A 19,725-nucleotide genomic window follows, 5' to 3' on the forward strand; every position below is an offset into this window, starting at 1 on the left:
CAATATTCGCTTCCACAGCGGCCGACAGTTTAAAATGGTCGCCTTATTTACGCTACGGTTTGCGAAAAAAAATTATGCCAAGAATATTACTTGCTTCAACATCAACCTACCGCAAAATGCTGTTGGAGAAATTACATCTGCCTTTTATTTGCGCAGCACCGCAAGTGGATGAAACACCATTGGCTGACGAAAGTGCAGAAGCTTTAGTGTTAAGGCTCGCCACGGCAAAAGCCCGGGCGCTTGCCATCGCTTACCCTGATCACCTGATTATCGGCTCCGATCAAGTCTGCGTCATCAACGGTAATATCACCGGCAAGCCGCACACGGAAGAAAATGCCCGCCTGCAACTGCGCCTGGCCAGCGGCCAGAAGGTCACTTTTTATACCGGCCTGGTACTTTATAATAGCCACAGCAAGCAGTTACAGGCGTTATGTGAACCCTTCCATGTTCATTTCCGGCTACTGAGCGATGTCGAAATCGCCACCTACGTACATTTGGAGCAACCGCTCAACTGTGCTGGCAGTTTCAAAAGTGAAGGCTTGGGCATTGCGCTGTTTGAACGGCTTGAAGGGCGCGATCCAAATGCGCTGGTTGGCCTGCCGCTGATCGCATTGCTGGACATGTTGCGGGCTGAAGGTGTCAACCCGCTGAATTAATAGAGGTTACTGGGCGGACTGTTTACGCAAAACCTGTAAGCAATGCCGTAATTCCTCATCCATCGGCGCTTCGATACGCATCGTTTCGCCGGTGGCTGGGTGTTCAAAACGTAATGCGGCTGCATGCAGGAACAGGCGTTTCAGCCCAGTGCCCGCCAACTGGCGATCAAATTCCCGGTCGCCATAACGATCATCAAAAGCAATGGGGTGCCCGGCATGCAAGGTATGCACGCGGATCTGGTGAGTACGCCCGGTGATCGGGCTGGCTTTCACCAGCGTGGCATGCGTAAAGCGCTCTTCCACCTTGAAACGGGTTTCTGATGGTTTGCCCTCGCTGCTGACCCGGACAATGCGTTCGCCACTTTGCAGAATGTTTTTTAACAACGGTGCCTGAACCGCCTTACAATGCGACTGCCACTGGCCGCGCACCAAGGCCAGATAATCTTTCTGCATACCTTTAAGGCGTAGTTGTTCATGCAGTGAACGCAGCGCGGAACGTTTTTTCGCTACCATCAGCACACCAGACGTATCACGATCCAGACGATGTACCAGTTCCAGAAAACGCGCCTCTGGCCGCAACGCACGCAGCCCTTCGATCACGCCAAAACTCAGGCCACTGCCGCCGTGTACCGCCGTACCAGAGGGTTTGTTCAGCAGCAATACATGCTCGTCCTCATAAAGGATACAATCAACCAACGCTGCCACTTTCTCCAGTTTGGCTGAAACCGGCGCATCTTCGCGTTCAGCCACGCGCACCGGCGGCACTCGCACCACATCGCCGGCCACCAGCTTGTATTCTGCCTTGATACGGCCTTTATTCACCCGCACCTCGCCTTTACGCACAATGCGATAAATCATGCTCTTTGGCACGCCTTTCAAGCGGGAAAGCAAAAAGTTGTCGATTCTCTGACCAGCTTCATCGTCAGAAATCGTAATTAATTGTACTGCGGGATTGTTCGTTTTCATGAGGCGGGATTCTAAATAGAGCGAGTAAATAGCGCCACCTCTTTTTATGTGCTTAACTGTCATTCTGGCTGCGGGAGAAATTACAGCGAACAATAAGGCAGCAAGCCAGTTTGAACGTTTGCGATTTCCTCCTCAGTTAAGGAAAAGTCACCTTGCTATAACGGTGTCAGGAATGGAATAATGATGTAACTTTCCGTGCTGATTCCCGTTGAAACAAGGGTAATTGCGGAATTATACAGTTTGTCTGGTGACACAAAAACGCAGCAATGGCGTAAGACGTAATGTGAAATCAAACAATTAGCGGGCTGCGGGTTGCAGCTTGGCCGGCAAATGGAATCAGATCTGTCGACGTAAATCAGAGGCTATTCCCTGAGTCAAAAGCGCTGTTTTCACAAAGAAATACAGGCTTACCGAGATAATGCGCCCCTATGCAAGCGACAACCGGGAGGTTGACGGCTTTGCGAGAAGACACGGGGTTTTCGGTTTTTAACCTGGCCATGAGGTTATTTTGCCCGCAGCTTTGTCGATAATGTAAAAATAACGAGTAAGTTAAGATGAAAAGAATGTTGATTAACGCAACTCAGCAGGAAGAGTTGCGTGTTGCTCTTGTAGATGGGCAGCGGTTGTATGACCTGGATATTGAAAGCCCAGGCCATGAACAGAAAAAAGCGAATATTTATAAAGGCAAAATCACTCGTATTGAACCCAGCCTTGAAGCAGCGTTTGTGGACTACGGCGCAGAACGACATGGTTTCCTCCCCCTGAAAGAAATCGCTCGCGAATATTTCCCCAGCAATTATTCTTCCCATGGTCGCCCAAACATCAAAGATGTGCTGCGCGAAGGCCAGGAAGTTATCGTTCAGGTAGATAAAGAAGAACGTGGCAACAAAGGCGCTGCCTTGACCACCTTCATCAGCCTGGCAGGCAGCTATTTGGTGCTGATGCCGAATAACCCACGCGCCGGGGGCATTTCCCGCCGTATTGAGGGTGATGATCGTACAGAACTGAAAGAAGCCCTCTCTTCGCTGCAATTGCCTGACGGCATGGGGCTGATCGTCCGTACTGCCGGCGTCGGTAAATCCGCCGATGCGCTACAGTGGGATCTTTCCTTCCGCCTGAAGCATTGGGAAGCAATCAAAAAGGCGGCCGAAGGCCGTCCTGCCCCGTTCCTGATCCATCAGGAAAGCAACGTTATCGTGCGTGCCTTCCGCGATTATCTGCGCCCGGATATTGGCGAAATACTGATCGACAACCCAAAAGTTCTCGATCTGGCCAAAGAGCACATTGCGGCTCTGGGGCGCCCGGATTTCAGCAGCAAAATAAAACTGTACAGCGGCGAAATCCCTCTGTTCAGCCACTATCAAATTGAATCGCAGATCGAGTCGGCATTCCAGCGTGAAGTGCGTCTGCCATCCGGTGGTTCTATCGTTATCGATACCACGGAAGCGTTGACCGCTATTGATATTAACTCTGCACGAGCCACCCGCGGCGGTGATATCGAAGAAACCGCGTTTAATACCAACCTGGAAGCCGCAGACGAAATTGCCCGCCAATTACGCCTGCGTGACCTGGGCGGCCTGATTGTCATCGATTTTATCGATATGACCCCGGTGCGCCATCAGCGTGAAGTGGAAAACCGTCTGCGCGATGCGGTTCGTCAAGATCGTGCCCGCATCCAGATTGGCCGTATCTCGCGTTTTGGTTTGCTGGAAATGTCGCGTCAGCGCCTCAGCCCATCATTGGGGGAGTCCAGCCACCACGTCTGCCCACGCTGTAGCGGTACGGGAACCATCCGTGATAACGAATCACTGGCGCTGTCCATCCTGCGCCTGATCGAAGAAGAAGCGCTAAAAGAAAACACCAAAGAAGTTCATGCTATCGTTCCCGTCCAGGTGGCCTCATACCTGCTGAACGAAAAACGTGAATCTGTCAGTGCGATCGAAAAACGTCAGGGCGGTGTGAGAGCAATCATCGTACCTAACGACCAAATGCAAACTCCGCATTATTCGGTTCTGCGTGTACGCAAGGGTGAAGAAACCTCAACCTTGAGCTATCTGCTGCCGAAACTGCACGAAGAAGAAATGGCGCAACCGTTGGAAGAAACACCAATGGAGCGCAAGCGCCCAGAGCAACCTGCTCTTGCCTCTTTCTCTCTGGCTGCGGATGCTGCGCCACTCGCTGAAGAACCTGCGGTTGCCAGACCTGCCACCACAGTCGCAGCCCCTTCTGCAACTCCTGTTGCAGCAGAAGCAAAACCAGGCTTACTGAGCCGCCTGTTTGGTGGCCTGAAATCCTTCTTCGCCAGTGAAGAAGAGCCAAAAGCAGAAACTCAAGCGGTTGAAACAGCCAAAACGGAAAATAGTGACAACCGCCGCCAAGATCGCCGTGGTCAGCGTCGTCAAAACACCGGGCGTAAAGAACGTAGCGATCGTGGAGAGCGGAAAGATCGTGATAATCGTGAGCCACGTGAAAACCGTGAAGGTCGCGAACCGCGTGAGAACCGTGATGAGCAGCGTCGTAACAATCGTCGTAACGCGCAGCAAAATACGTCAGTTGCCAACGAAGTACAAACTGACGAAGCCGCTAAAGCGCAGAGTGATGAGCAACAACAACGTCGCGAGCAACGCGCCGAACGCCAACGTCGCCGTCATGAAGAAAAACGCCAAGCCCAGCAAGATGTCAAAGTGCTGGAAAGCGCTGATAGTGATGTAGCCAATGATGAAGGGCAGGAAGAACGTCATCATCAGCCCACACAGCGCCGTCAGCGTCGCCCACTGTCGCAGAAAGTGCGCGTGCTGTCTGCGGAAGAAGAACTGCATCGTGCAGCGGAAGAACTGCTAGCACCAAAAGTTCCCGCTGTGGTAGCAGCAATACCTCATATTGCTGTGATTGAAGAAAGCGTGAAACTGCTGCCTGAAACCATTGCCACCCCGGTTGAGGATAATGCATCAGATAACCGCGCTAACGGTGAAAACGGCATGCCGCGCCGCTCACGCCGCTCACCACGGCATTTACGTGTCAGTGGGCAGCGCCGCCGTCGCTATCGTGATGAGCGTTATCCTGTTCAAGCGCCAATGCCGTTAGCGGGTGCTTTTGCATCGCCGGAAATGGCATCAGGTAAAGTATGGTTACGTTACCCTGTCACTCAAGCTACACAAGCGGTTCAGCAAACCGAGCTTCCAACTGAATCGGCCGAGATCGTAGCAAATAATGTTATGGTTCCTGCCAACATAGCCGCCGTGGCTAATATTACTGCTCTGGTACAAGAAGCACAGCCGGAAGTTATTGACGTTCAACAGGTGGTAGAGTCCGTAGAGCCACCTCTCGAAACAGTTCAGGCATCTGCGGAAGCAATCTCTGAGGTTCCAGTCATCCCTACTTCATTGATTGAAGAGGTTGCACAAATGGCTGAAACTTCGGTTGAGGCACCAGTAGAAGTTGAAGTTTCAGCAACCACAGTGGCTTCGGTAGAAATAATAGCAACTCAGCCGAACGTAGAAATGACAGCCGTGCAACCGGAGCAGGAAACCGTTTCTGCTCTGATACAGGAAGAACAGATCGTTGAGCAACAGTTGCCGGTTCACGTTCAGACCGAGCCAAACGTGCGTTATAAGCATATTGCCACCGCACCGATGACTAAGGCACCTGCTCCAGCCTATGAGCCTGAAACACCGAAGCACAGCGACTGGCAGCGCCCTTCCTTCGATTTTGACGGTAAAGGCTCCGCTGGCGGGCATGCTGCGGTGAATCAAGCCACCGCTCCTGCTACCAAACCGCAGCCGGTCAGCAACTAAGTCATTACTACTGTACGAGTAAATACACCCGCCTTCTTGGCGGGTTTTTTATTGGCACAAGAAAAACTCAACGCCTCTTCGGCTAACTGATTTCAACTTACCCTTAACAAACAGATGCATCACAAGCGCTTTACGCTTATGCTTACACCCCGGCGTGAATAACCCTCAATTATTCGCTTTTATCACAATACTTTTCTGACCGCCGGAGCTTTGCGACATGACTGCACAACCTCAAGCCCTGAAAATCCGCCGCCCTGACGATTGGCACATCCATCTGCGTGACGATGACATGCTGAAAACGGTTCTGCCTTATACCAGTCAGGTATTTGGCCGAGCGATTGTGATGCCAAACTTGGTTCCACCGATCACGACTATCGCTGCCGCCATAAGTTACCGCGAACGCATTCTAGCGGCTATTCCTGCGGGCCATAAATTCACCCCCCTAATGACCTGTTATTTAACTGATTCGCTGGCGGCGGCAGAACTGGTTAACGGATTCAAGCAAGGGGTATTTACCGCTGCCAAGCTGTACCCTGCCAATGCGACGACCAATTCCAGCCACGGTGTCAGCGACATTAAGGGCATTTATCCACTGCTGGAGCAAATGCAGAAAATTGGTATGCCTCTGCTCATCCATGGTGAAGTCACCGATGCTGCCATCGATATTTTTGACCGGGAAGCACGTTTTATCGAGCAGGTGATGGAACCCATCCGCCAACAATTCCCTGAGCTTAAAATTGTTTTCGAACACATCACAACCAAAGAAGCCGCTCAGTATGTGCAGGAAGCCAACCATTTCCTTGGTGCCACCATTACTCCACAACACCTGATGTTTAACCGCAATCATATGCTGGTTGGCGGGATCCGCCCGCACTTGTTCTGCTTGCCTATTCTAAAGCGCAATATCCACCAGGAGGCTCTGCGTAAAGCGGTGGCTAGCGGTTCTGAGCGGTTCTTTTTAGGTACTGATTCTGCTCCTCATGCTAAACACAGGAAAGAGGCCAGCTGTGGTTGTGCTGGGGTCTTCAATGCCCCGAGTGCCATGCCGGCTTATGCTACTGTCTTTGAGCAGCTAGGCGCTTTGGAACATCTTGAGGCTTTTTGTTCGCTCAATGGGCCGCGTTTCTATGGCTTGCCGATTAATGACGATTTTATCGAGCTACAACGCTTACCTGTGGTGCAACCGGAAGATATCGTGCTTGGCCATGAATCACTCGTGCCTTTCTTGGCCGGTGAAAGCACTCACTGGTCTGTAACTGTGTGCTAGTTTTTCATCTTCGCTCTTGCCCTTGTTAATGAGATACTGTATAAATAAACAGTAAACAACTTCGGGGGCAATTATGCGTATTGAAGTCACTATCGATAAAACCAAACCACTGCCATCAGGGGCTATTGAAGCTCTGAGCAGCGAGTTCAGTAAACGGGTAAAACACCAATTTCCCGATACCGTCGTGCAGATACGTTATGCCGGAGCCAATGGGTTATCAGTACTGGGTGGAGCCAAAACCGATAAAGAACTGATTGAGGAAATACTCCAAGAAACCTGGGAAAGTGCCGACGATTGGTTCGATGCAGAATAACACTGCAATGCTGTTGTTGCCGGAGGTCGCTCTCCGGCTTTTTTGTTTTTGTCATTATCAGAATTTTGCTGGAACAAACACGGTATCTAGTCTGTAATAAGTGAACGTGCTGCATCTTCACAAAAGGTATTCTGCATGGCTCCAAATAAAGGCAAACCTGAAGAGGTAATGACTTTTGGGGAACTGATAGCATTAATTGCCGATCAAAAAAGGCGCTTGAATGTGCTTGAGATTGCTTTTTCTTACCTTGCCTTTAGTTTGGACGATAAAGCCAACCACTTACTGATCCATAGCCTGAAACTTGAGGCACAAAATCAAAGCCGAGACGCCGAGACGCAAAAACACTTTGCCCATTTGGCTACCGAATTAGAAAGCCATACTCGCCATCAAATCATACCACCCGTTATAGAATAGTATTTGTACTGCATGGTTCGCCGCTCGTTTGCCAGACAATTGTTCAAACAAATATTTATTTTTTATAAATCGTAGGAAAACCCCCACAGTAAAGCTGGGGTGCGTATACTGTAAAGGCTCACCCTGGTGATGGGCCGCATTGATCCTCGTTAGTAACTCATGTTAGTCACTACTTGATAAGGGGTCTTTATGGACAGAAATGATGAAGTAATTCAGACACATCCGTTAGTTGGCTGGGATATCAGTACTGTCGATGTTTATAATGCCATGATGATTCGTCTTCATTACCTGTCTTCTCTAGACCAAACAGCTGAAGAAGCTCAAGTGGATCGAACGCTTTGGCTAACCACAGATGTAGCCCGCCAATTGATCAATATCTTAGAGGCTGGCATTGCAAAAATAGAATCAACGGATTACCACGACCTTGATAGAAGAAAACACTGATTCATATATTACCCCCTCCTAAAGCGCCAGCAGTGATCTGGCGCTTTTTTCTTTTGTGCACAGCAAGTACATTGCTATGAACAAATGCGGTTATAAAAACAGACACAACAAAGAAGGAAAGGTACGTGGAATATGATTTAATCATCGTGGGTAGTGGCTCCGTCGGTGCTGCTGCTGGCTACTACGCCACCCGCAATGGCCTCAAAACGCTTATGATTGACCGAGCAGTACCGCCACACCGTAACGGCAGCCATCACGGTGATACACGCATCATCCGTCATGCTTACGGCGAAGGTGAAAAATACGTTCCACTCATTCTGCGAGCTCAAGCCCTATGGAATGCGCTGGAACAAAAAAGTGGTGAAAAATTGTTTCACTCCTGTGGCGTGCTCAATATGGGCCCACCGGATTCCCGATTTATTAACACTGCGCAGCACAGTGCGAAAAATTTCAATCTCAACACACAAGTGCTGAATCTGGAGCAAATCAGGCAACGTTGGCCCGAATTTAATGCGCCTGAAGGCTATATCGGCATATTCGAACCGGATGCCGGCATTTTACGTTCTGAATTAGCCGTTGCCAGTTATATCAGGTTGGCCAAAGAAGCAGGCTGTGCTCAATTGTTCAATTGCCAGGTCAGTGCAATAGAGCAAATCGAAGGCGGAGTAGCCGTCATAACAACTGAAGGGCGCTTTCAAGCCCGTAAAGCTGTGATCACCGCAGGAACCTGGGTAAAAAACCTGTTGCCACAGTTGCCAATAACATCCCTGCGAAAAGTTTTCTCTTGGCATCAAGCTGATGGCCGTTACAGCGAAAACAACCGCTTCCCCGCCTTTACCGCCGAAGCCCAAGATGGCTGCCGCTATTATGGTTTCCCATCGGATAATGATGGTTTAAAAGTGGGTAAACACGATGGCGGCCAACTCATTGAAACGCCAGAGCAGCGTCAGCCTTTTGGCACGATGGCTGGCGATGGTGCTGAGGTATTCGGTTTTCTTCGCCAATTTCTACCTGGTGTGGGTGTCTGTTTACATGGTGAAGCTTGCAGTTATGACATGAGCCCTGATGAGGACTTCATCATCGACACTTTACCGAGCTGTAAGCAACTGATGGTCATCACTGGTTTGAGTGGCCATGGTTTTAAATTTGCCAGTGTATTGGGCGAAATTGCAGCACTGTTCGCACAGGATAAAATGCCACCATTAAACATTGCCCCTTTCAGCCTGCAACGCTTTTAATCCCTTCCCTGCAACTCGCTATTTATCTCAGTTGCAGGTTAAAAGTCCGCAATAGCTCATTATCAATCTCGATATATATAAATAACTTTATATAAACAGAGTGCACCATCCATTACGCCTGGATTTCCGAATTGATCCCATAAGGGAACAAGGACTATCCTAACTCCTTGTGAATATTCGGTTTTTGCGTTACTAACAAGGACGTTACCATGAAATTGCTGATTGTGGATGCATGCTGTTTCACTCGTTTAGGCATTGCCAGCCACTTTACGGATAATATCTTTACCTCAGTGAGATGCAGCCAAAGTATTGATGCTGCTCTTCTTTTATTGGCTAATTTTCAGCCAAGCCATATCTTGGTGAATTTGACGAACTACTGCCGTCATTCTGAAAACAATCTTCTGCTAGAAGCATTTATAAACGCAACTCAAAGCTCGACACTGCATATTTACCTGGAAACGCCCTACCCTTACAGTGAAAAACCCATACGTATAACTGATAATGCTTTCTTGTTCAGCAAAACAATTTTAGCCTGTGTATTACGCTCGTTGCGCAAAAATACCACAGCACTGGTGGATAATAATCATAAATATTCGCTTTTCAGCCCACAGGAATTGGCAGTGATGAAATACTGGCTGGCGGAAACAGCAAACTATCACATAGCGAAAAAGCTCCAAATCAGCACGCATACCGTGTATGTACATAAACGCCATATCATGGAAAAAACTTATACCCGCAACCGGCTGGAATTTTATACATTGTATAATGTGCTACGTTATTTCTATCCAACAACACTCAATCATTCCCCTCTGAATCTGGTTGCTGTATAAAAATCGCAACGAACAATGGACTGTTAATGATTGGCGCTGACGGGCATCATTCAAGGGGAAATATCCCCTTGAAGTACGACAAATCCGCAATATTCTCACTCTGGTGTGATCTTTTCTTTGACAGCTCTGCCATCACCCAGAATCACCGCCAATTTATGCCCACCATCCATCGTTTCTAACGTAATACGGACAATGATGGTCAATGGCACCGAGAGCAACATTCCCACCGCCCCCATCAACCACCCCCAGAATATCAGGGAAAGGAACACCACCAACGTAGAAAGCCCTAATCCCCGCCCCATGATGCGCGGCTCCAGAATGTTGCCAATCACCAGGTTAATCAGAATATATCCTCCCAGCACCACCATCGCATCGGCAAAGCCGTTAAACAGCAAAGCTTGAATCAGCGGTGGTATTGCGGCGATCACAGAGCCGATATTGGGAATAAAATTAAGCAGAAAAGCCATCATGCCCCAGATAAAGGCAAACCGGACACCAACCCAACTCAGGAATCCCCAGACAATCAACCCCGTGACCAGACTGATAGCTGTTTTGATCACCAGATAATGTGTCACTCCTTTCAGAGCACGTTGGATAGCAGCCATACCCTCATCGGGTTTGTTCAACGCCTGCTGTAATTTGTAAGGCAGGAACTGTACTTCAAATAACATAAATACCACTGTCATCAGTAACAGAAAAATACTGATCATGGCGCCAGAAAGATGGCTTAGCAGACGAGTGACCAGGTTCATCGTTGCACCCGGATCGACAAATTTGACCACCGCATCCGCAGAGAACGTAATGTCGATATTGAAACGCTCAGCATAATATTGCAGTTCACGCACTTTTTCTAACATCACGCCGCGATACTGCGGCAGCGAACGAGCAAACTCATTCAAAGAGGAACCCAGCGTGCCAATAAGCATTAGCAACAAGACAACAACCGTGATCACCAGTAACATTACGCTCAAAGCTCTGGGTACTCTGCAACGCTCCAGCCATACCACCAGCGGGTTAAGCACAATGGCAAGAAACACCGCCAACAGAAAAGGCACCACAATCTCCGCAGCAGCCTTGATTCCGGCCAGAATAATCACCAGCATCGCCAACATCATGATCAAGTGAAGTTTACGGTTATTGAATTCAAAACTGCTCATGAGGCTTCCTTACGTAAAACCGGCCCAAGTGAGCCATTGATGAGTACTATGGTAGCAAATTCTTCTTCCCTGGCGCAGAGAAATCACCGCCATTAATCTGAGTAAAATAAGATAATCCCTGATTTTTCTTAGCATACTAAATAATGGATATAGTAGTGATTGAATTAATCCCCATTCAATGCATCGATATTTACGTAAGATGACAAAACCTGACAATAATAATTAAAATCAAGTAAATTCAATCAGTAATGCTCAATCAAATTTTTGAAAATATATTAACTCAACCGATTCATTTGATTGAGTTATCGCGAAGTTACGCAAATTCACTGATTGATGCCATAAAGAAACGATGAGGTTAAATTTATTGTTGATTTTATTTTTTTAACGTTTAATTATTGCTGCCAGAAAATTTGGTAATGTAAGGAAATACCATGCTTTGGAAGAATACCACTGAACGTTTTGGTCATATCTCAATCCTAATCCACTGGTTGGTTGCCCTGAGTGTATATGGATTATTCGCTCTCGGTTTGTGGATGGTCACTTTGGGTTATTACGACGTTTGGTATCACCAGGCACCGGAAATCCATAAAAGCATCGGTATCCTGTTATTCATCATCATGATCGTTCGAGTTGTATGGCGCTTTATTTCGCCTCCTCCTAAACCTCTCGCCAGCTATAGCCGATTCACCCGCATTAATGCCGTGCTTGCTCATATCGCGCTCTATGTTGTGCTCTTTGGCATTTTGATCAGCGGTTACCTGATTTCCACTGCTGACGGTCAGGCAATAAGCGTTTTCGGTTGGTTCGACGTGCCAGCCTCTGTTACTGATATAGCCCAGCAGGCCGATACGGCTGGAACAATTCATCTTTATTTGGCTTGGGCTGTTGTAGTGCTTTCAGTACTGCATGCTCTGGCTGCGTTTAAACATCACTTCGTTGATCGTGATGTTACTTTGAAACGGATGCTGGGTCGCAGCGCCGATTAACTTTATAAAATTATGGAGATTGCTATGCTAAAGAAGACCGTCCTGAGCCTTACTGCGGGTGCCCTGATGTTAAGTTCAGGCTTTGCTCTGGCTGCCAATTACAACATTGACAAACAAGGGCAACATGCCTTTATCGAATTCCGCATCCAGCATCTGGGTTACAGCTGGCTGTACGGTACTTTCAAAGACTTCGACGGTAGCTTTACCTTTGATGAAAAAGATCCTTCCAAAGATCGGGTGAATGTCACCATTAATACCGCCAGCATAGACACCAATCATGCAGAGCGCGACAAACACCTGCGTGGTGCCGATTTCTTGAATGTAGAAAAACATAAGCAAGCAAAGTTTGAGTCCACCGAAGTGAAAAAAGACGGTGAAGGTTTTGCCGTAGTTGGCAATCTGACGCTGAACGGCGTAACCAAGCCTGTCACACTGGATGCCAAACTGATTGGTCAAGGCAACGATCCGTGGGGTGGCTACCGTGCTGGCTTCGAAGCCAGCGGTAAAATCAAGTTGAAAGACTTCAACATCACCCAAGACCTTGGCCCAGCCTCCCAGGAAGTAGAACTGATCATTTCCGTAGAAGGTGTACGCGAGAAAGCATAATAAGGGCGCGGCTATCGCGCCCCAGCAAAAAACGGGTTCAGCATGCTGAACCCTATTTTTTAGGTTCAGGAATATGTAACGTTGCTTGCAGCAAGCCTTTCGACTTATTGAAAATTTTAACACCATTCTCACGCCCAGCACGGCGTGCACGTTGTTCTTCACGCGGCAACTTCAGTTCTTCGCGGCAGGTATCGCTACAGCACCCTGCAAACTTCTCAGCACAGCTTGGGCATTGGATAAACAACAGGTGGCAGCCGTCATTCAAACAGTTGGTGTGGGTATCGCACGGCGCACCGCACTGGTGGCAGTGGGCAATCACCTCCTCGGAAATACGTTCTCCCATGCGCTCGTCAAACACAAAGTTTTTACCGATAAACTTCAGCGGTAAACCCTGCTCTTTTGCCTTGCGTGCGTACTCAATAATACCGCCTTCCACGTGATAAACGTTTTTGAAGCCGTGATGCAGCATATAAGCGCTGGCTTTCTCACAACGAATGCCCCCGGTGCAGTACATGACAATATTCTTGTCTTTCTGCTCCTGCAACATCTCCACAGCCATCGGCAATTGCTCGCGAAAAGTATCGGAAGGTATTTCAAGCGCATTTTCAAAATGCCCAACTTCATATTCGTAGTGATTACGCATGTCTACGAACAGGGTATTCGGATCATCAATCATCTGGTTAACGCGCTCGGCCTGCAAATACTCCCCAACCTGCGCAGGGTTGAAGGTTTCATCACTGATGCCATCGGCCACTATGCGTTCACGTACCTTCAGGCGCAGTACCCAGAATGATTTGCCATCATCTTCTAAAGCAATATTCAGGCGCAGTTGCTCCAACGCCGGATGCGCGGAAAACAGCACGGTTTTAAAGGTAGCAAAATGGCTCTGCGGCACACTGATTTGAGCATTGATGCCCTCTTTAGCCACATAAACACGGCCAAACACTTTCAGTTTATTGAACTGAATATACAGACTGTCACGAAACGCCTTAGGGTCATCAAGGGTAAAATATTTATAAAAAGAAACTGTGGTGCGTGGCTCGGTTTCAGCCAGCATACGCGCCTTCAGTTCCTCATTAGAAATTCGGTTATGTAACACTGGCATGGTGTACTTTCCTGTTTTTCGGGAGGTGGCTGAACGAATGCACCCAGGCTACTGCCTCGTGCGCGGCGCACATAATACCCGAAAATGTGACCTAACACAGCATCGCTCCTATGCCTAGGTTTCTCACTCGAAGTCTGGCGTTATTACAATCCGGGTAGCCATTGATCATAGCGACCTGTCTACTTCGTTACTCCTGCATTGTTAGATGAAAATATTGCTGAGAAAGCAGTGCATTCACCTCACTGACAAGCATGAGAATTAAATGCTGAGTTTTTCCTGTTGTATTAGAGAAATCTCACAATACACTAATGTGATAAACGACAGGAAAACATTGTAAGGGTCAAAAGCCCAAAGCTACAGGCTTTGTGATTTATCTGTTATTACTATTAAATGACTGCTTTAAGCTGAGAACACATGACTCAAGTTCCTCCTTTTAATCGATCGTTACTCCATCCTCGTTACTGGCTCACCTGGTTCGGGATAGCTTTACTGTACTTATTGGTCTTGCTCCCTTACCCGGTGATCTATCGGTTAGGCACCGCATTGGGCCGTTTTTCCATGCACTTTCTGAAACGCCGTGTAGCCATTGCGCAGCGTAACCTTGCATTGTGCTTTCCTGAAATGTCAAAAGCCGAACGTAACATATTGGTTGTAAAGAATTTTGAGTCGGTCGGTATGGGGTTGTTTGAAACAGGCATGGCTTGGTTCTGGCCAAACTGGCGTATTAAACGCTGGTTTACCGTCAGCGGCTTGGAGCATATTGAAAAAGCGCGTAACAATCATCAAGGCATTTTATTGATCGGGTTGCATTTTCTGACACTGGAGTTAGGTGCCCGAACCTTTGGTATTTACAATCCAGGCATTGGTGTTTATCGCCCGCACGATAATCCACTGATTGATTGGCTGCAAAACTGGGGCCGTATGCGTTCCAACAAAACCATGTTAGACCGCAAAGATGTCAAAGGAATGATTCGAGCCTTGCAGCAGGGCGAAATCATCTGGTATGCGCCCGATCACGACTACGGCCCACGCAGCAGCGTATTCGCACCACTATTTGCCGTCGAAAAAGCTGCCACCACAACGGGTAGCTACGTTTTGGTGCGCATGGGCAAACCAGCCATTATTCCTTTTACCCCACGCCGTCTGCCGGGAGGAAAAGGGTATGAGTTGCTCATACAACCTGCGGTGGAAAACTTCCCGCTAGATAACGAGCTTGAAGCCGCAATATTTATGAATAGCGTGGTTGAAAAGGAAATTTTGCTGGCCCCTGATCAATACATGTGGCTACATCGCCGCTTCAAAACCCGGCCAGAAGGTGAACCTTCACTTTACACCTAATGACAGTTTTACCCCACACCTTGAAAAGTTAACAAAGCGTGTGATGTTATGAATCCATCATCAGTAAAAGGAATCACTATGTACATCGTTAGCTTGACCTATCACCGCCCACTTGAAGAAGTTGATAATCATCATGCAGAACACATTGCCTGGTTGAAGCAGTATTTTCAGGAGGGAATCTTCATTGCATCAGGCCGTAAAAACCCACGTACCGGTGGCGTGATCCTGGTAAAAAGTATCGAGCGGGCACGGTTAGACAGCATTCTGGCGCAAGATCCGTTTACAGCAGTGGCACATTATGAAGTGACCGAGGTCGCCCTCACCTCCGCTTCTGCCGGGTTTGAAGCATTGACCAGCGTATAAACCCCGTTCAATTGCGCCGTTCCTGGCGCTTTGTGTACATGACATTGGGTATTTGTTAGCAACCTGCTCGCTTCGTACCCAACATTAATGCCAAATAAAATACATGAAGGCGGGTTGCAGGATGCCTTATCGCTGTATTTTTCGCCACTTGATTTCCCCCATTTATCACATTTCTCAACGCTAAGCGTTCTGATACAAAATAAGTTGAGATCGGAAAACTACTATTAATTCCTTTATTTTTAATATAATAAGAAAAAACCAGAGCAATAAACCACCTGTCAATATAAATTCCCTTTTGACCAAAATAAAAACCAGGAAAGTAGATGTTTGTCGACTTTTCATCTAAAAAATGGGATACAAGTACTAGACAAAATCATTGGTCAGTTATCAAATGGTTAAATAATATTATGCTAAATGTGAAAATTTGGCCCAATAAAGAAAAGACCAGCACGTTTCTCCGCAGTTCACAAACGTTGCGCAGGTGAGGTTTTGTCGGGTAACCCGCTCTAGATGGGGCTACTTTCCTTAAATACACACATACCACAGTACAGCCGCAATATGTGGCGCACTTATCAGGAAGATGTTATGCAATCCTCTGTTGAACAAAAAGAAAACCGTACCTTCCTCGGCCATCCTTATCCGCTTGGTTCGCTGTTTTTCACTGAGATGTGGGAACGCTTCTCGTTTTATGGCATTCGTCCATTATTGATCCTGTTTATGGCAGCCACCGTTTATGAAGGCGGTATGGGGCTAGCGCGTGAGAATGCCTCGGCGATCGTCGGTATTTTTGCTGGCAGCATGTATCTGGCTGCACTGCCAGGCGGCTGGTTGGCCGATAACTGGCTTGGCCAGCAAAAAGCCGTTTGGTATGGTTCGATCCTGATTGCTCTCGGCCACTTGTCTATCGCCCTGTCAGCAGTGATGGGTAACGATATGTTCTTTATTGGCCTGATGTTTATCGTACTCGGTTCTGGCCTATTCAAGACCTGTATCTCAGTGATGGTCGGCACCTTGTACAAACAAGGTGATGCGCGCCGTGACGGCGGATTTTCGCTGTTTTACATGGGGATCAATATAGGATCTTTCATGGCACCGTTGATTTCCGGTTGGCTGATTCGCTCCCACGGTTGGCACTGGGGCTTTGGCATCGGTGGGCTTGGAATGTTGGTAGCGCTGGTGATTTTCCGCGTTTTTGCCGTACCATCGCTAAAACGCTATGACAGTGAAGTGGGCCTGGACTCCACTTGGAACACCCCGATTGTCAAGAAAAATGGAGTCGGTACTTGGGTTACCCTGCTGGCCGCAGGTGTCGCGGTAATTGTCGGCCTGATCTCTCAGGGTATCATTGTGATCAACCCAGTAGCCGTTGCTAGCATGCTGGTTTATGTGATTGCCGCATCTGTAACCCTTTACTTTATATATCTATTTTTCCTCGCGGGCCTGAATCGCAAAGAGCGGGCACGCCTGTTAGTTTGCTTTATCCTGCTAATCTCCGCCGCATTCTTCTGGTCTGCGTTCGAACAAAAACCGACATCGTTTAACCTGTTCGCCAACGATTACACCAACCGTATGATGGGCGACTTTGAAATCCCGGCAGTCTGGTTCCAATCGATCAACGCCCTGTTTATTATTTTGCTAGCCCCCATCTTCAGCTGGTTGTGGCCGGCCTTAGCACGCAATAAAGTTCGCTTCAGCAGTATCACCAAATTCGTAATCGGTATTCTGTTTGCAGCCGCAGGTTTTGGGTTGATGATGCTAGCCTCTGAGCAAGTATTGAGCAACGGTGGTGCTGGCGTATCACCCATGTGGCTGGTAAGCAGTATTCTGATGCTGACTTTGGGTGAGTTATGCCTTAGCCCGATTGGCTTGGCAACCATGACTCTGTTGGCACCAGACAGAATGCGCGGCCAGATGATGGGTCTGTGGTTCTGCGCCAGCGCCCTGGGTAACCTGGCCGCAGGTCTGATCGGCGGTCATGTAAAAGCAGATCAATTGGAGCTGCTGCCAAACTTGTTCGCCCGTTGCTCTATTGCACTGGTCATTTGTGCCGCAGTATTGATTCTGCTGATCGTTCCGATCCGCCGCATGTTGGAAAATACTCAAGATAAAGCGAACGCCTGATTAATGTTCTGCTCACTGCCTAAAGCCAGCGCTCTGTCGCTGGCTTTCTTATACTTGCCATGCCTGTTGTTGTAATACGACACGGTAACCATCCAAATCCTCGAAAGTTTGCCCATTAATATCCCAATAGGGATTATAAGCATGCACTCGCCGAAACCCCGCGGCCAGCATTTGCTTACACATGGCTTGCCATTGTTCAACTTCTGGCAGATAAAACACCAGCAGGTTGTCTTGCGTAGGAGCTCGCCCTACTCGTACACCACGATGATGAGTAAATTCCAAATGATAGGCATGTTGCGGGTGCCCAAGCATGACACCATCAAAACCTTGATGTTCCGTAAATCCGCCAAGCACTTCAAACCCCAGACCACGACAATACATTTGCGCAATCGCTTGTAACTTATCGGTTGGACGAGCAATTCGCAGTATTGCATTCGACAGATTCATCATTTCTCCTATAAGCCATTACATCTCTTTCAGAACTTAATGACTCTACATCACCAAGCTTCGTTTAGTAGCAGAACTTATTATCTTGCTACCAATTAATCCGCTAACTCATAGAGATAGAAAATACAAGTCGAGGTAAAAATAGTCACCAACTAACCTCGCAGTAATATTGATTGTCGTGTTCTCGAAACTTATCCAGCTTGGAAAATTTTTACTTGCTGTTTCAGCACTGTGTGTCGTCATCGTGCTGGGATTACTCATATAGGGCCTGCATTAAATCAATGCTTAAAAATAAAAAATATTTTATTAAAAAATAGGTTATATAAGAAATAAAATCATAGTTTTTAACATCACTTTACTTGCAAACATAAAAAAACCGCCTTAGCGGTTTTTTATTGACATCTCAATCAGATTTTGCAGCCTTCACAGTCCGCTTCATCATCAAGAATTTCTGGTATCTCATTGATTTTTTTCTCTGTTTTTTCTTCAGCTTTCGCTAATTCAGCATCAATATCAAAATCAAAAATATCATCGCTCATCGCAACATACTCCCAAACGATCTGTTTCAAAAAGCGATTATAATTCCCCCCAACAGAAGCGCAAGACCTTCAACTCAATGCCGCTACCGTGGTCGGTGAATTAGACAATCCCTTTGCATACGCCAGATCATAAACATCATAAAAATCGATCTCACCTTTATTGGCGATGATTTCCTGCATTCGAACCTTTAACACCATGCTGATAGAAGGCTCATTAAATAATTCCTGTGTTGTCTGCGCTGATAACGTACGGGTAAAGTACCATTCACCGTTATAGCAAACTCGTAGATCCAACACGCCGATATCTTCAAAACGGTAAACCGGCTTAATTTCAATCAACAACATGGCAAACATGAACAATACAAAAGCAGTAAAACCCCAAAATGCCAGCAACCCCATATAAGGCACCGGGTACATAACCGCAATCACGGCAAAATAACCTACAAACATGGCAAGGCACAGGTAACGGTGCTCGCGCGCAAATTCACTGTTGAAACGCGGCTTGCCGTCACGCCCTTCCTGCTGGTTAATCTGCTCTATTTCCTTCACCAAGATATTTTTAATCATATCCATCGCAATATAACCTCATGCATGAACACATCACTACCGTGATTAATATCCGCCTACGCTAACATGAGTACAGTTTAGCAGGGTAGATCAATTCTGATACAATTCACTATCAACTGTTATATTCAAGCGACTACAAGTTGCTATCTACTTGCAGCAACCCCAAAGAGGTATTAACTGAATAACAAAACCCCTGCTACTTAAGCGAAATGTATCTCTCTGCGGTTTATCACGGTTGTGCTGCCTTTCCTTGGGCAACCATAAACATGCGTTGAGCAACATCATCAGCCTGCTTGATTTTGCGTTTCTTCGGCTCGTCACCACACTGTACGGCGCGCATATAGGCAATTTCATGCGCTTGGTCGAGCATCGCAATGACATTGTCACGTGTAGATTTATCCAGATTACCCAAAATAGTAGTGATAATCGCCTGATAAGCATTTGAAGCCGAGGTTAGTGATTGTTCTCTGGCCTCTAGCACCTCAATACGTTGCAACAACGCCTGTAGTAACTCGGATTCAGACATAGAAGCCCCCTGCTGCCAAACCATTACCCTACCTGTTTATAGTTTAGC

At 47.4% G+C, this 19,725-nt stretch carries 20 protein-coding genes; 13 read left to right on the top strand and 7 right to left on the bottom strand.

Annotated features, from left to right (window positions below; genetic code table 11):
- Positions 1–74 precede the first annotated feature (74 nt).
- Positions 75–656 carry a Maf family protein gene (locus tag Z042_RS17395; RefSeq protein WP_045784799.1) on the top strand — a complete coding sequence of 194 codons (582 nt, stop codon included), beginning with the start codon at positions 75–77 and terminating at the stop codon, positions 654–656.
- 6 nt (positions 657–662) lie between these two features.
- Here the strand turns inward: Z042_RS17395 and rluC are convergent, their stop codons facing one another.
- Complete coding sequence (gene rluC / locus Z042_RS17400) at positions 663–1,622, bottom strand: 23S rRNA pseudouridine(955/2504/2580) synthase RluC (protein ID WP_024913233.1); 960 nt, start codon at positions 1,620–1,622, stop codon at positions 663–665.
- 554 nt (positions 1,623–2,176) lie between these two features.
- Between rluC and rne the strand changes: the two genes are divergently transcribed.
- The 7 genes from rne to Z042_RS17435 all read left to right on the top strand — a co-directional run bounded on the left by rne (position 2,177) and on the right by Z042_RS17435 (position 9,922).
- Complete coding sequence (gene rne, locus Z042_RS17405) at positions 2,177–5,416, top strand: ribonuclease E (protein WP_024913232.1); 3,240 nt, start codon at positions 2,177–2,179, stop codon at positions 5,414–5,416.
- A 217-nt stretch (positions 5,417–5,633) separates the two neighbouring features.
- Positions 5,634–6,683: a dihydroorotase gene (gene pyrC / locus Z042_RS17410; protein ID WP_024913231.1), complete on the top strand. Its 1,050-nt coding sequence runs from the start codon at positions 5,634–5,636 to the stop codon at positions 6,681–6,683.
- Positions 6,684–6,756: 73 nt separating this feature from the next.
- Positions 6,757–6,996, top strand: coding sequence for a DNA damage-inducible protein I (gene dinI, locus Z042_RS17415; RefSeq protein ID WP_024913230.1), 240 nt, complete (start codon positions 6,757–6,759; stop codon positions 6,994–6,996).
- A gap of 135 nt (positions 6,997–7,131) precedes the next feature.
- A complete protein-coding gene (locus Z042_RS17420; RefSeq protein ID WP_024913229.1) occupies positions 7,132–7,410 on the top strand; it encodes a hypothetical protein in 279 nt (92 codons plus the stop codon).
- Between the two features lie 189 nt (positions 7,411–7,599).
- Complete coding sequence (gene bssS / locus Z042_RS17425) at positions 7,600–7,854, top strand: biofilm formation regulator BssS (protein WP_024913228.1); 255 nt, start codon at positions 7,600–7,602, stop codon at positions 7,852–7,854.
- 125 nt (positions 7,855–7,979) lie between these two features.
- Positions 7,980–9,092, top strand: a complete 1,113-nt coding sequence (gene solA, locus Z042_RS17430) for an N-methyl-L-tryptophan oxidase (RefSeq protein WP_024913227.1) — start codon at positions 7,980–7,982, stop codon at positions 9,090–9,092.
- A gap of 209 nt (positions 9,093–9,301) precedes the next feature.
- A complete protein-coding gene (locus Z042_RS17435; protein WP_024913226.1) occupies positions 9,302–9,922 on the top strand; it encodes a LuxR C-terminal-related transcriptional regulator in 621 nt (206 codons plus the stop codon).
- Positions 9,923–10,017: 95 nt separating this feature from the next.
- Here the strand turns inward: Z042_RS17435 and Z042_RS17440 are convergent, their stop codons facing one another.
- Entirely contained in the window at positions 10,018–11,079 is a 1,062-nt protein-coding gene (locus Z042_RS17440; RefSeq protein ID WP_024913225.1) for an AI-2E family transporter, read from the bottom strand.
- A 431-nt stretch (positions 11,080–11,510) separates the two neighbouring features.
- Here Z042_RS17440 and Z042_RS17445 point away from each other — a divergent pair, with 431 nt between their 5' ends.
- Positions 11,511–12,065, top strand: a complete 555-nt coding sequence (locus Z042_RS17445) for a cytochrome b (protein ID WP_024913224.1) — start codon at positions 11,511–11,513, stop codon at positions 12,063–12,065.
- Between the two features lie 24 nt (positions 12,066–12,089).
- Positions 12,090–12,671: a YceI family protein gene (locus Z042_RS17450; RefSeq protein ID WP_024913223.1), complete on the top strand. Its 582-nt coding sequence runs from the start codon at positions 12,090–12,092 to the stop codon at positions 12,669–12,671.
- 52 nt (positions 12,672–12,723) lie between these two features.
- On the opposite strand, the gene trhO is transcribed toward Z042_RS17450, so the two are convergent.
- Complete coding sequence (gene trhO, locus Z042_RS17455; protein ID WP_024913222.1) at positions 12,724–13,776, bottom strand: oxygen-dependent tRNA uridine(34) hydroxylase TrhO; 1,053 nt, start codon at positions 13,774–13,776, stop codon at positions 12,724–12,726.
- Between the two features lie 414 nt (positions 13,777–14,190).
- Here trhO and Z042_RS17460 point away from each other — a divergent pair, with 414 nt between their 5' ends.
- The 3 genes from Z042_RS17460 (at position 14,191) to Z042_RS17470 (ending at position 17,598) form a co-directional block, all read left to right on the top strand.
- A complete protein-coding gene (locus tag Z042_RS17460) occupies positions 14,191–15,114 on the top strand; it encodes a Kdo(2)-lipid IV(A) acyltransferase (protein WP_024913221.1) in 924 nt (307 codons plus the stop codon).
- Positions 15,115–15,192: 78 nt separating this feature from the next.
- Positions 15,193–15,477: a YciI family protein gene (locus tag Z042_RS17465; RefSeq protein ID WP_024913220.1), complete on the top strand. Its 285-nt coding sequence runs from the start codon at positions 15,193–15,195 to the stop codon at positions 15,475–15,477.
- Between the two features lie 585 nt (positions 15,478–16,062).
- Positions 16,063–17,598 carry a peptide MFS transporter gene (locus Z042_RS17470; RefSeq protein WP_024913219.1) on the top strand — a complete coding sequence of 512 codons (1,536 nt, stop codon included), beginning with the start codon at positions 16,063–16,065 and terminating at the stop codon, positions 17,596–17,598.
- Positions 17,599–17,646: 48 nt separating this feature from the next.
- Here Z042_RS17470 and Z042_RS17475 read toward each other — a convergent pair whose 3' ends face one another.
- From Z042_RS17475 to Z042_RS17485, 4 genes are all read right to left on the bottom strand, one after another.
- Complete coding sequence (locus Z042_RS17475; RefSeq protein WP_024913218.1) at positions 17,647–18,045, bottom strand: VOC family protein; 399 nt, start codon at positions 18,043–18,045, stop codon at positions 17,647–17,649.
- A 407-nt stretch (positions 18,046–18,452) separates the two neighbouring features.
- Positions 18,453–18,584 (bottom strand): hypothetical protein, encoded by a 132-nt coding sequence (locus Z042_RS26745; protein WP_257720495.1) that lies wholly within the window; start codon positions 18,582–18,584, stop codon positions 18,453–18,455.
- A gap of 69 nt (positions 18,585–18,653) precedes the next feature.
- The gene (locus Z042_RS17480) at positions 18,654–19,157 is read right to left on the bottom strand and encodes a YlaC family protein (RefSeq protein WP_024913217.1); all 504 of its coding nucleotides are present in this window, start codon (positions 19,155–19,157) and stop codon (positions 18,654–18,656) included.
- Between the two features lie 223 nt (positions 19,158–19,380).
- On the bottom strand, positions 19,381–19,677 hold the full coding sequence (locus tag Z042_RS17485; RefSeq protein WP_024913216.1) for a hypothetical protein: 297 nt from the start codon (positions 19,675–19,677) through the stop codon (positions 19,381–19,383).
- Positions 19,678–19,725 lie beyond the last annotated feature (48 nt).

This window comes from Chania multitudinisentens RB-25 (assembly GCF_000520015.2).
Lineage (GTDB): Bacteria > Pseudomonadota > Gammaproteobacteria > Enterobacterales > Enterobacteriaceae > Chania > Chania multitudinisentens.

What these genes read in the sequence shown, in the direction of transcription:
- Z042_RS17395 (WP_045784799.1), top strand. Translation starts at nt 75, where the DNA reads ATGCCAAGAATATTACTTGCTTCAACATCAACCTACCGCAAAATGCTG.
- rluC (WP_024913233.1), bottom strand. Translation starts at nt 1,622, where the DNA reads ATGAAAACGAACAATCCCGCAGTACAATTAATTACGATTTCTGACGAT.
- rne (WP_024913232.1), top strand. Translation starts at nt 2,177, where the DNA reads ATGAAAAGAATGTTGATTAACGCAACTCAGCAGGAAGAGTTGCGTGTT.
- pyrC (WP_024913231.1), top strand. Translation starts at nt 5,634, where the DNA reads ATGACTGCACAACCTCAAGCCCTGAAAATCCGCCGCCCTGACGATTGG.
- dinI (WP_024913230.1), top strand. Translation starts at nt 6,757, where the DNA reads ATGCGTATTGAAGTCACTATCGATAAAACCAAACCACTGCCATCAGGG.
- Z042_RS17420 (WP_024913229.1), top strand. Translation starts at nt 7,132, where the DNA reads ATGGCTCCAAATAAAGGCAAACCTGAAGAGGTAATGACTTTTGGGGAA.
- bssS (WP_024913228.1), top strand. Translation starts at nt 7,600, where the DNA reads ATGGACAGAAATGATGAAGTAATTCAGACACATCCGTTAGTTGGCTGG.
- Z042_RS17435 (WP_024913226.1), top strand. Translation starts at nt 9,302, where the DNA reads ATGAAATTGCTGATTGTGGATGCATGCTGTTTCACTCGTTTAGGCATT.
- Z042_RS17440 (WP_024913225.1), bottom strand. Translation starts at nt 11,079, where the DNA reads ATGAGCAGTTTTGAATTCAATAACCGTAAACTTCACTTGATCATGATG.
- Z042_RS17445 (WP_024913224.1), top strand. Translation starts at nt 11,511, where the DNA reads ATGCTTTGGAAGAATACCACTGAACGTTTTGGTCATATCTCAATCCTA.
- Z042_RS17450 (WP_024913223.1), top strand. Translation starts at nt 12,090, where the DNA reads ATGCTAAAGAAGACCGTCCTGAGCCTTACTGCGGGTGCCCTGATGTTA.
- trhO (WP_024913222.1), bottom strand. Translation starts at nt 13,776, where the DNA reads ATGCCAGTGTTACATAACCGAATTTCTAATGAGGAACTGAAGGCGCGT.
- Z042_RS17460 (WP_024913221.1), top strand. Translation starts at nt 14,191, where the DNA reads ATGACTCAAGTTCCTCCTTTTAATCGATCGTTACTCCATCCTCGTTAC.
- Z042_RS17465 (WP_024913220.1), top strand. Translation starts at nt 15,193, where the DNA reads ATGTACATCGTTAGCTTGACCTATCACCGCCCACTTGAAGAAGTTGAT.
- Z042_RS17470 (WP_024913219.1), top strand. Translation starts at nt 16,063, where the DNA reads ATGCAATCCTCTGTTGAACAAAAAGAAAACCGTACCTTCCTCGGCCAT.
- Z042_RS17475 (WP_024913218.1), bottom strand. Translation starts at nt 18,045, where the DNA reads ATGAATCTGTCGAATGCAATACTGCGAATTGCTCGTCCAACCGATAAG.
- Z042_RS26745 (WP_257720495.1), bottom strand. Translation starts at nt 18,584, where the DNA reads ATGAGCGATGATATTTTTGATTTTGATATTGATGCTGAATTAGCGAAA.
- Z042_RS17480 (WP_024913217.1), bottom strand. Translation starts at nt 19,157, where the DNA reads ATGGATATGATTAAAAATATCTTGGTGAAGGAAATAGAGCAGATTAAC.
- Z042_RS17485 (WP_024913216.1), bottom strand. Translation starts at nt 19,677, where the DNA reads ATGTCTGAATCCGAGTTACTACAGGCGTTGTTGCAACGTATTGAGGTG.